Genomic DNA, 11,666 nt, shown 5'->3' with positions numbered 1-11,666 from the left:
TATACCTAACTAATGAAAGCGTTTTATAATGAGTGATAATAAGGCTAAAGTACTACAACTAAAGATGGCCTTACCTAGTTAAGGAGGCGTATGGCTTTGGGGGATTATAAAAGTTTAATGCGCATGCTATTTCGAATGCCCAGTCGGTCCATTGGTACGAAGCTGTTTCTTATCTTTTTTTGTTTCTTGGGAGCATCCTTAGCCGGACTTGGGCTGTTTTCCTCCTATATTGCGAATCGCGCCATTATCCATCAGATGAAGGAAAGCTCGCAGAATACGATTAAGCTGGCCGGCGAAAAGCTGGACATGAAGCAAAGCTTCTATTTGGATCTATCCAACCAGCTCATAAGTAACAGCGACTTTACGAAAAATTTGTTTCAGATCACGAATGCGGGCATCGGCGCGGACGAGCTGCAGCGGCGTTCCCATGAGATCAGAGGGCTGCTCGATCAACTGGCGATGTCCGAAGCAAGCATCCGGGATATTACGCTGATTCCGGTGGAGGATTCGATTCCCGTCATCAGCACGGAGCGCGAAGGGGTGGATCCCGGGCTCGCGGAATCCCAGTGGGCTCAAGCGGTTCGGAGTGCGGATGGAAAGCCGGTATGGCTGCCCATCGAACAGAACGGGTACTTGGGCAATGCCCCCAAGCCGCATTTTGCCTATGCCAGATTGCTGGGGAAAAGCAATATCGGCTCCAACGACTTTATCTTGCTAGTCCAAATTCAGGCTGATGTTTTGCAAACCATGGTTGATGCCTTCAAGCTAAGTCAAGGGGCGGAGACGTTGATCATCACCCGAACGAACCGGCTGATCGCAGGCAGCGGTTCAAACGCTAAGGTGGACTGGAGCTTCCATACGGACCTAGAAGGCTCGGGAAGTATACTTCATGACGGCACAGAAGGGCGGCAGCAATTAATCGCTTATCGTCATTCGGCGATTAGTGATTGGTTATTTGTAGGCATCGCGCCGTTAGAGGAGCTGACGGGCTCGGTTAAGCAAATCAAGCAAACCACCTATTGGTTTATCTCGATAAATATAGGGATTGCGCTTTTTATTGGGCTGTGGATCGTCATGATGGTCGGAAGGCCGCTTTCACAAATGCTTGAGCTGATGAAGCAGGCGGAAACGGGTCATTTGAAGGGGAGGCTGTCCTTTATTAAGAACAAGGATGAGATCGGACAAGTGGCTCTTGCTTATAACAGGATGATGGAACAAATAGGCCAGCTGATCGCGGAGACAAGTCAGACCGTTAATGAAGTGACGAGTTCCAGTCACGAGATGGCAGCGGTAGCGCAAGAAACGGCGCTGTCGGCCAAAGAGATCCATGCTGCGGCTGACCAAATCGCTCAAGGCGCCGTCGATCTGGCAAGCAACGCGGAACAAGGCATGTCTCGGATGGAGCAAATGGGGACCAGCCTGGCCCAAGTACTTGAGCTGCAGGGCAAGATGTCAAGCTCCGCCCAAGAGGTCGATTCGGTTTGTCGACGCGGAGGAGCATCCGTTCATGAATTAATTCGGAAAACGGAATATACGGAGGAAGGCCTGAAAAGCGTTGCCGATCGAGTAAACGGACTTCATGCCACTGCGCAATCCGTACATCTCTTTCTGAAAGTAATGACGGAGATGGCAAACAAGACCAAAATCCTTTCATTTAACGCATCCATAGAGGCGACTAGAGCCGGACTTGCAGGCGCAGGCTTTAAAGTGATCTCCGATGAAATTCGTCAATTAGCCGAGCAATCCGGCGCGTCCATTGTCAGTATCCGGGAGCTGACGCACGGAATTCAAACCGAGGTGGGGGAGGCCGTAAGCTCCTTTTCCAAGGCGCTTCCTTTTTTTCAGGATATGAAGCACGAAGTGGATGTCGTTCATGAGTTGTTTTTGTCCATTCAGAAGCAAATGGATCAGCTGATTGCCCGATCTGCGGCTGTCGGGACTTCCCTGGCTCATCTGGATGACACTCAAATCATGCTGAATCGGGCCATGCAGGAGGTATCCGCCGTATCTGAACAATCATCGGCTTCAACGCAGCAGGTGGCATCTGTATGCTCGGCTCAGTATACCGTCGGAAAGAAGCTTGAGGAGCTTTCTTCGAGGATGAAGGACGTATCCGAGCAGTTGGACTTGAATATAAAACGCTTTAATATTTGAGTTTATAGAGATAAATCCATCGTTTTTGGAAAATAAAATAACACAACAAACGAACACATAATTCTATTTTAAATCAAAATGTAAGCGTTATAATGTTATTAAAATCCACACCTACTAAAGGATTGGAAGCCCTACTAAGAAGAGGAAAGGAAGTTGAATGCATTGAAACAAAAAATGTTGGCGATCGGATTAATGATACTTATGTTGTGCTCCTTATGGCCGTCTGCCATATTGGCGGAGGACGGGCCCGCTTTTTCATTGAGCGTATCCAACCCGAATCCGGCGGTCGGCGAAGAGATTGAAGTCGAAATCAAGGCGGAGCATATGGACGGCATGAGTGCGTTCGAGCTTAATCTGTTGTATGATCCGCAGCTGTGGGAAACAAGCGGGCAGCATGGCGTTCAGTACAGCTCGGCGCTTAGGGGCTTTAATTTCAACGTCAATCCGGAATTGCTGAGCGAAGGGCACCTCAGAGCCGTCCATGCGAAGTTTAGCAATACGACACCCGATCATGGGACGGTGATTCTCGGTAAAGTAAAGCTCACAGCCAAGGCTAGCGGTGCAGATACCTTGACGCTTTCCAACATTAAGATGGAGCAAGCGAACATATGGACGGACTATATGCCAAATTTCCAATCCCAAGTTGTTATCAGCGCGGGACAGACGGAGGTCGTGCAGGCCCCGGTTGCGACGCCGGCTCCAGGGCAGTACAGTCAGGCCCAATCGGTTACGCTGAGCACGGCAACGCCGGGGGCCGAGATTTACTACACGATCAACGGCAATGAACCGGATCCAGCAAGCACGAAATACACCGGGGCCATTACGGTATCCTCCAGTTTGACGATTAAGGCAATTGCCATTAAAAACGGTGAAAAAAGTCAGGTTGCTTCTTTCCAATATGTGATTCAGGGCAGCGGGGATGGCAACGGAGATGGCGGCGGTAGCGACAGCGGTTCCGAAAGCGGCAATGGCAATGGCAATGGGAATGGGAATGGCACCGGGAATACTAACACAGGCGGGACTAATAACGGCACAAAACCAAAGCCGTCCACCGGTTCCAAGCTTGAGGTTAAAGCGACTTCAGACGCTAACGGAACTGCGCAAGTGAAGGTGGATTCCGCTGAGCTTCAAGGCGTTATCGATCAAGCGGGCGGAAATCGCGTAAGTATAGCGGTTCAATCTGAGGCCGGCACGAAGAAAGTCGGCGTAGACCTTCCTATGGAGCAAATTCGATACGCGAAAACGAAAAAGGTTCATTGGATCGGAATTGAAAACGCATTGGCAACCGTCACTTTGGACCTGAACTTCCTTCAACAAAAGTCTGCTGCTACTTCTTCATCCGTGCAGTTGTCCGTATCCCAAGCGGATCTGTCCACACTGCCTGCAGAAGCAAGAGAACGAATCGGTGCCAATACGGTCGTATACGATTTGGAATTAAAGCTCGACGGGAAGGATCTTAGCCCATTTAAGGGCAAGGAAGTAGCGGTAGAAATTCCTTACACGCTTAAGCCTGGGGAAAGTCCAAGTAAAGTTGTGATTTATTCGGTTTCCGGCGACGGGCAGCTCGAGGTGGTCAAAAATGCCAAGTACGATCCGGCAACAGGCAAAGTGAGCTTCAATCCCGATCATACCGGCAAATATTTCGCAGCCCACGTCAACGTAGCCTTTAGCGATATGTCCGAAGCGGAATGGGCAAGAGAAGCGGTGGAAGCATTGGCCGCAAGACATGCGGTTAACGGAGTTGGAGACGGTCAATTCGATCCGAATGGCGAGGTGACTCGCGCTCAGTTTATTACGATGCTCGTCAATCTGTTCGACCTCGCGGATGCTTCGGCAGCCAGTTCCCTATCCGACGTTCAGGAAGGCGCCTGGTACTATGCCCAGGTCGCGGCAGCGCAAAAGCTGGGCATCATCGAAGGTAAAGAGAACGGCGCGTTTGGCGTGAACGACAACATTACACGTCAGGATATGGCGGTTATGATGTACAGAGCCGCTAAAGCGTTAGGCATCGAATTGAAGCCGGCCTCTACGGAAAGCCGCTTTGCAGATCAAGCGAGCATTGCCGGCTATGCATCGGAAGCCGTGGCCGCCATGCAGCAGGCGGGTATCGTGAACGGAATCGGCGAAGGCGTCTTTGCTCCTCAAGGCTCATCCACAAGAGCGCAGGCCGCAGCGGTGTTATACCGAATTTTCGGCATAAACTAAGTTCCCAAGCTTGAAGCGAGCTTGTTGATGAAGAAACGGAGCGTTACGCGCAGCGTCCGTTTCTTTCTTCGATGCTCTGCATACATGTAACGAATGAGTGTAAGGAGGATAAAAGCAATGACCAAGAAGATGCTTTCGTTGGCGCTGGTGTTTGCTTTACTGACGGGAATGCTTGGCGTAGCTTCCGAAAGCAAAGCTTCTGCCGCTGACCATGGGCTGATGCTGTGGTATCGGTTTGCAGAGGGAGACGGGACAACGGCAATCGACTCGTCGGGTAACGGCCGCAACGGAGTTTTGAACGGCGGCTATTCCTGGGAGAACGGTCCGAATGGCTCCGGAGCCCTTAGCCTGAATGGAACGAACGGGTTTGTCCAGCTGCCGAACTCGATTCTCGCGGGCCTGAACAGTGTGACTGTAACGACTTACGTTTACGTTGAACATACGAATGTGAATCCTTCGTGGGTGTTTACATTTGGCTCCTCGACCAATCCGGGCTCGGATGCCAATGCGCACTACTTCGGTTTTCTATTGAATGCCAATGAGTATAGAGCGATTCTAACAACAACCCGGTATACGAATGAGCAGAGAACAACGGTATCCTCCGCATTTCCTAAGGGGGTATGGAAGCACTTGGCCTACTCGCAATCCGGGAGTACGGGAACCTTGTATGTGGACGGCGTTCAGGTAGCTCAAAATACGAATGTTGCGTATACCCCGGCCCAGATGGAAGCAACCATCGCCAACTATATCGGCAAACCGGCCTATCCGGTCGATCAATATTTTAAGGGTAAAATTTCTGACTTTAGAATGTATAACCGCGCCTTAAGCGCGTCGGAGATTCAGTTATTGGTTAGCGGCAGCGATGCCGCCATCGTCGCACAAGATAAGGAAGCTTTGAGCCTCGGCGACACAAGCGCGGTAATCAGCAATCTCTCCTTGCCTGCGGCCGGCGGGTTCGGCAGCACGATAACGTGGAGTACAAGCGATGCGAGCGTAATCACCCATACCGGCGTGATCACGGCAGGCGCTTCCGATCAGACGGCGACGCTTACGGCAACGATTACGAAGGGAGCGGTAACGGATACGAAAACCTATACCGTCACTGTGAAAAGCAATAATTCGGCCACAACTGTGTTTTTGCAGAACGAAGCGTCCAAGCTTGCCATTCGCGACGCGAGTGCGATTCTTGGCCATCTCACCTTGCCCTTGACGAGCGAGGCCGGCGCGACAATTGCCTGGTCCAGCGACAAGCCGAACGTTATTGATACGGCGGGCAAGACCAATCCAGGCTATGACCCTACTCCGCCGGGCCTAGTGACCAGGCAGTCAGCCGACACGCAGGTGAACCTGACGGCAACCCTTACCTATAACGGGCAAAGCCTCCAAAGAACGTTCCCGGTAACCGTCAAAGCGAAACCGAAGGCCATAACGCCGGCGGATTTGAAAGCTTATTTATTCGTCTACTTTACAGGAGAAAGCGCCACGGGCGAGCAGACTTACTTCGCTACAAGCAAAGACGGTCTGAACTGGCAGGACATCAATGACCTGAATCCCGTATTAACTTCGGACATAGGCGAAAAAGGCGTCCGCGACCATTTTATTATTCGTTCTCCCGAAGGCGATAAATATTACATCATCGCTACCGACCTGAGAATTGCCAGCGGCAAAGGCTGGGGAGCGGCGATAAATTCCGGCAGCAAGAACATCGTGATTTGGGAGTCTACCGATTTGGTGAATTGGTCTAGTCCAAGATTGGCGCCGATCGGTCTTCCGGATTCGGGCTTCACTTGGGCGCCGGAAGCTATCTATGACGAGAAGACCGGCGAATATATCGTCTTCTGGGCCGCAAATCCGAAAAAAGCGGACGGCAGCGGGTTTGAATCCCCGAACATTTACTATTCGAAAACAAGAGATTTTTACACCTTTACGGAGCCTGTTTTGTTTATCGACCGGCCTCAGGATATTATTGACACCACCATTCTTAAAGTAGACAACAGCAAATATAAGTATTACCGAGCTTCTGCGGACGGACAGATCACGATTGAAGGAAGCAATCAGCTGCTTCATAGCGCCTGGGATTTAATCGGAACGCTTCAGGTCGTAGGAAAGACGGGTGCGGATGTAGAAGGTCCGGAGATTTTTAAGTTTAACGACAGGAATGAATTCGCCATCATAGCGGATCAGTATGCGACAGGAAGAGGATATCTTCCGGTGCTAACGAATGATTTATCCGCCCCATCGACCTATCATATACCGGACGCTTCGACCTATTGGTTTGGCGTGAACAAGAAGAGACACGGCGGGCTGATCGGCATTACACAGGAAGAGTATGATGCGGTCATGGCCAAGTGGGGCGATGTGCCGGTTAAGCCGGATGAGCAGCCGGTGCAGCAGCCGATTCTATCCTACCATTTTGAAGAGACGGCAGTGAACGGTCAAATCAAAGATGCTTCCGGCAACAACTACACGGGTGCTTTGCACGGCAATGCCCGATATGTGACCGATCCGGAGAAAAATTCCCAGGTGCTGTATCTGGATGGAACGAGCAATACGTTTGCCTCCTTCCCGCAAGGCTTCTTTGACGGCAGAGATACGATGACGATCTCCATGGACATCAAGCCGGTAACGGTAACCGGAAATTTCTTCACCTTCGGGATCGGGAAAAGCAATACCAAGTATATGTTCCTGAAAACGACGGATACGCAAATCAGAAACGCGATTACAATGGGCTCCTATTCCTTTGAAGAATCGGCCCAAGCGGCAACGCCTTCACTTGTGAACAAATGGGTGAACGTCAAGATCGTAATGACTCCGACTTCGATGACCATGTACAAGGACGGAGTATTATTTGCTCAAAACAACCATGTAAGAGTGCCTGTCTCGTACTTAGGGAAAGATTTGCTGGCCTACTTAGGGAAATCCTTTTACTCGGGAGACGCGTACTTTAAAGGCTATTTCGATAACGTAAAGGTGTATAACCGCGCGCTGAGCGGGACGGAAATCGCCAATGAATACAACGGTACGGTCCCCGTAGAGGGCTTGACGTTGAATAAGACCCAATCGACATTAGCGATTGGCCAGACCGAGACGTTAGTTGCCGCCCTTACACCGGGCAACGCGACAAACCAAACGGTTACCTTCGCCTCCGATAACGCGAACGTTACTCTTTCGAGCCCGGTTTACGATGCGCAAACGGGAACGACCAGCGTAACCATTACGGCCGTTTCGGGAGGTAGCGCAGTGATCACGGCAACAGCTGCGGATGGACATATCACTGAAATTTGCAGCGTGATCGTGACTCCAGCCGGTCCGGTGCCGCTGGCCGGCGACGGAAATCATGACGGTAAAATTAGCATTGGCGATCTTTCCATGGCGGCGGCTGCATATGGGCTGACTTCCGAATCGGCCAATTGGGCAGCGTATAAGATTTTGGATATGAATAAGGACGGCCGCATTGATACCGAAGATTTGGTTGAAATCGCCAAGTTAATTATTCTTTAAGGCAGTGTTTGGCTGGGAAAGACACGAGGATCGGAATGTCGTAGGTTATCTACTTGATTTGCGGAATTGGACGAAGAACACCTACCCGGTGCTGGCCACTGACGATCTGGTCAATCAGCAGGGGCCCGGCCACAACTCCTTTACCGTAGATGAATTCGGAAATCCGGTAATCATCTACCATGCGAGAACCCCCGGCGAGAGGGAGGGATCGGGGAACGGCGGCTTGGGCGATCCGGGCAGGCATGCCCGCGTCAAGCCGGTACACTTTACCGCAGATGGCGGCATTGTGTTCAGCATGACCCCGGAGGAGGAGCTGAACCCTCAGTACAAGAACGTGAGCATGAACGTGGTCGTCGAGGAACTTGCCGGTACTCCGACGGCCCCGGACAATGTGATCGTGACTGCAAACAGCGCAGGCAGCATCGAGATTAGCTGGGACCCTGTGAATGGCGCGCTTGGCTACCATGTATATCGTTCGGATTCCCCAAACGGGGAATATGTGAAGCTGAACGCAGCAGGGATAGCCGGAACGACATATTCCGATACGGGGCTTAACGCAGCCACGACGTATTATTATAAGGTCAGCGCGGTGAACGCAGCGGGGGGAATCGGCCAAGTCGGGTGCCGTAGCGGCTACGACGAACGCAGAAGGGACCGTTTCCTATTACTTAAACGGATCTAGCAGCCTGCAGACGGGAGAATCGTTCCAGCTGACTTATGGATTGTCACATGTAACCGGCGGCAGCGTGTATGCGAAGTCCATGACGATTCACTACGATCCGTCTGCGCTTCAATACGTAGGCGCAAGCTCCCTGCTGAACGACTTCGTCGTGGTGGGAAGCGCGCAAGCTCCAGGAACCATCAGACTGCTTGAGGCAAGCACAGGCACGGTGTCTCCGGTCACCGGTACGTTAGATCTGCTTGTGCTGACCTTCCAGGCATTAGATCAAACGGCCACAACCCATGTGCACGTGAGCGATATTTGGCTGAGCGACCAGTACGGCAACGAGCGGGAGGTGAGCAGCGGCAGCGGACATACGATGAATATCGTAGCTTCGACGGAGACGGTGAACAAGTTCGAGTTGTCGGCAAGGATCGGCGAGGCGGATTCGGCGCTTAAGGGCGCCAAGGTGTTGGATCCCGCAGCGCCACGCTTCGGCTACTACCCGCAAAGCGCGATCGATGCGCTTAACGCTGCTCTTGCCATAGCGAATACGGTGTATGGTCAAATTGATGCTACTCAGTCTCAAGTAGATCAGGCAAGCAGCGCACTCACACAAGCTCTGGCGGCGTTCAACGCTGCAGCCAACCAGTCGGCCGTCATCGACGACCTGGTTATGCTTTCAGAGAACTACCATGCAACGAGCAGCGCAGCCCAGTGGCAGTCGATACGGTTGTATGACTTTAACCATGACGGCATGCTGGATATTATGGACCTGGCTTCACTGGCGCGACGCATACTGAATTAACGACTCCGAAATGTTCAGAAAAGGTACAGCCACTCCAAATAAGCTTGGGGAGGCTGTACCTTATTTTCATTTGCATGAGTTCAACATGTGATGGCTGTCAGCAAAAACAGCGACAGCCAAGGCAACGGGTAGTTAAGCAATCTGCTAAGAATATCGTTCTCACAGATACTCAGAAATTACCTTAACTTCTACCGCAAAAAACTTGGCATTCCGCAAAACACATCACTTCTAAAATAATCAGAATCGTTTGAAGAGCAGGTACAGGTAGTGCTAGAAGACAGCGTCCCTTTTTTTAGTTTCACGTCTGGTATACCTTCATTCGATGTTATTCAATGCATGAAGCAACGTGGAACATTCGTAATTGGTATTGCTACAACAGTTGATGAAGCTATACAATTGGAATTATCAGGGATAGATGCTAGGTTAAATTATTTTTTTGACGTTGGGGGTAATCATGAATATTGAGTTAAAGTATTTACAAGAATCTGACTTTGTTACAATCGTAAGATGGATAAATTGTTATGATAAAGATTTTATGGTTCAGTGGGCAGGATTGACATATACATTCCCTTTGTCAGTTGATCAAATGCAATCCCACTATCATAAAGGTATAAATACATCTGCATCAGATGTATTTATCTACAAAATTACCGAAACAACTAGCAATGAAACGATTGGTTCTTTGCAATTTTGCCGTTTCGATTCAATTAATAACGAAGCTGTATTTGGTCGATTTATTATCGGAGATTCAAATATCAGAGGTTCTGGAATTGGAACAATTGCACTAAGAAAAGCTGTAGAAATTGGATTTACACAATTCGATCTTAAAAAAATTAGATTAAATGTATATGACATAAATAGAGCAGCCATTCGTTGCTATGAACGTGTTGGCTTTAGGAAAGTGAAAATAACAGAGAATGTTTACACTTCAAGTCAGGGCATAACGTGGAATAACTGGGAAATGTTTTTGGATAAAGAAACTTGGGAGAAGACCATTCTTTGAACAAAAGAAGACGATAGTGCACTTAAAATAACTTGGAGTATATTTTGGAAATGTTACCTTTATATTGAAACGTGTTATCCTAATCATAGAGTGTAAACGACTTGTTCTTATTTATGTTTTAGCTAAATGGAGGGCTGAAGTGCAATGAGAAGCGATAAAGAAATGTTTGAGTTGATATTAGGTGTAGCCAAGAAAGATGAACGAATTCGAGCAGTCTATATGAATGGTTCAAGAACGAATTACAATGTTCTAAAAGATATTTATCAGGACTACGATATTGTTTACGTTGTAACAGAGACAGCCACATTTCTGAAGGATGAAAAATGGATTAACATTTTTGGAGACTTAATTATGGTTCAAGAACCCGATAAGTTAGACCAAGGTATCGGAATAAAAATGGATTTCGACCGCTCTTACGGATATTTAATGCTCTTTAGAGATGGAAATCGTATTGACCTTCGCCTTCAAACAAAAGAAGCTATGATTGCTGAATATGGAATAGATAGACTTACAGTTCCATTGTTAGATAAAGATGACTGGTTACCACGAATTTCTGCTCCAACAGATATTGATTACCGTGTGAAAAGTCCAACAGAAGGGGATTTCATCAGTTGCACTAATAATTTTTGGTGGTGTTTGCAAAATGTTGCAAAAGGAATCAAGCGAGATGAATTACCATATTTAAAGATAATGTTTGAACAGACCACCAGGGTGTCACTCGATAAGATGGTATCTTGGTGGATTGGCACAAAACATAACTTTCAGATTTCAATAGGTAAATTTGGAAAGTACTATAAAAAGTATCTTCCAGAACCGTATTGGGAGATGTATAAAGGAACCTATTCTGACAGCAACTATAACAATGTATGGGATTCAATTTTTACAACCTGTGAGCTGTTTCGGGTTCTAGCTAAAGATGTCGCAGAGAAGTTTTTGTATATTTATCCAACTGATGATGATAAAAATATGACGGAATATCTTATGCATGTAAGAGAATTACCTGTCGATGCAAAAAAAATATATTAAAATCACACGGTTATTGAGAGGAAACACTAGCACAACAAACACAACCGATAACGAAGCTGCCGCGATGATCGGCAGCTTCGTTAGATTAAAAGGGCAGCGATTTTTTAAAAGTGCCCCAAAATAATCCTGTATATAAAAATTTGGGAATAAAATGATTGGGGTGGCTCGGTTTAGTGATCATAGGTAAGCGTCAAACCCAACCCACCTTCTACCTCACGGCCAATCATGAGAAGATAAGGGCAACCCAATCAAACAGGAGGTTGCCCCATGTCGAACAAAGAGCAGCGTCGAAAGGAATGGTCCGGACG

7 protein-coding genes and 1 pseudogene are annotated in these 11,666 nt (G+C 48.7%); all 8 read left to right on the top strand.

What is annotated here, in order from left to right; translation table 11 throughout:
* The first annotated feature begins 96 nt into the window (after positions 1 to 96).
* The 8 genes and pseudogenes from GSF01_RS28235 (at position 97) to GSF01_RS28200 (ending at position 11,358) form a co-directional block, all read left to right on the top strand.
* Positions 97 to 2,154 (top strand): methyl-accepting chemotaxis protein, encoded by a 2,058-nt coding sequence (locus GSF01_RS28235; protein WP_159888602.1) that lies wholly within the window; start codon positions 97 to 99, stop codon positions 2,152 to 2,154.
* 153 nt (positions 2,155 to 2,307) lie between these two features.
* Positions 2,308 to 4,359 carry an S-layer homology domain-containing protein gene (locus tag GSF01_RS28230; protein ID WP_159888601.1) on the top strand — a complete coding sequence of 684 codons (2,052 nt, stop codon included), beginning with the start codon at positions 2,308 to 2,310 and terminating at the stop codon, positions 4,357 to 4,359.
* A 117-nt stretch (positions 4,360 to 4,476) separates the two neighbouring features.
* Positions 4,477 to 7,860 carry a LamG-like jellyroll fold domain-containing protein gene (locus tag GSF01_RS28225; RefSeq protein ID WP_159888600.1) on the top strand — a complete coding sequence of 1,128 codons (3,384 nt, stop codon included), beginning with the start codon at positions 4,477 to 4,479 and terminating at the stop codon, positions 7,858 to 7,860.
* A 58-nt stretch (positions 7,861 to 7,918) separates the two neighbouring features.
* Entirely contained in the window at positions 7,919 to 8,542 is a 624-nt protein-coding gene (locus GSF01_RS28220; protein ID WP_201305504.1) for a fibronectin type III domain-containing protein, read from the top strand.
* 40 nt (positions 8,543 to 8,582) lie between these two features.
* Entirely contained in the window at positions 8,583 to 9,329 is a 747-nt protein-coding gene (locus GSF01_RS28215) for a cohesin domain-containing protein (RefSeq protein WP_159888598.1), read from the top strand.
* 258 nt (positions 9,330 to 9,587) lie between these two features.
* Positions 9,588 to 9,794 (top strand): annotated as a pseudogene (locus GSF01_RS28210) (nitronate monooxygenase); the annotation flags it as partial.
* Entirely contained in the window at positions 9,784 to 10,332 is a 549-nt protein-coding gene (locus GSF01_RS28205; protein WP_159888597.1) for a GNAT family N-acetyltransferase, read from the top strand. The pseudogene GSF01_RS28210 and the gene GSF01_RS28205, both read left to right, overlap by 11 nt.
* 144 nt (positions 10,333 to 10,476) lie before the next feature.
* Entirely contained in the window at positions 10,477 to 11,358 is an 882-nt protein-coding gene (locus GSF01_RS28200; RefSeq protein ID WP_159888596.1) for an aminoglycoside 6-adenylyltransferase, read from the top strand.
* Positions 11,359 to 11,666 lie beyond the last annotated feature (308 nt).

The organism is Paenibacillus puerhi (assembly GCF_009846885.1).
Classification (GTDB): Bacteria; Bacillota; Bacilli; order Paenibacillales; family NBRC-103111; genus Paenibacillus_G; species Paenibacillus_G puerhi.
The sequence above is the reverse complement of the archived record's forward strand: the minus strand, read 5'-3'. Positions and strand labels throughout refer to the sequence as shown.

Coding starts and splice junctions, on each gene's coding strand:
- GSF01_RS28225 (WP_159888600.1), top strand. CDS start 4,477: ATGACCAAGAAGATGCTTTCGTTGGCGCTGGTGTTTGCTTTACTGACG.
- GSF01_RS28205 (WP_159888597.1), top strand. CDS start 9,784: ATGAATATTGAGTTAAAGTATTTACAAGAATCTGACTTTGTTACAATC.
- GSF01_RS28200 (WP_159888596.1), top strand. CDS start 10,477: ATGAGAAGCGATAAAGAAATGTTTGAGTTGATATTAGGTGTAGCCAAG.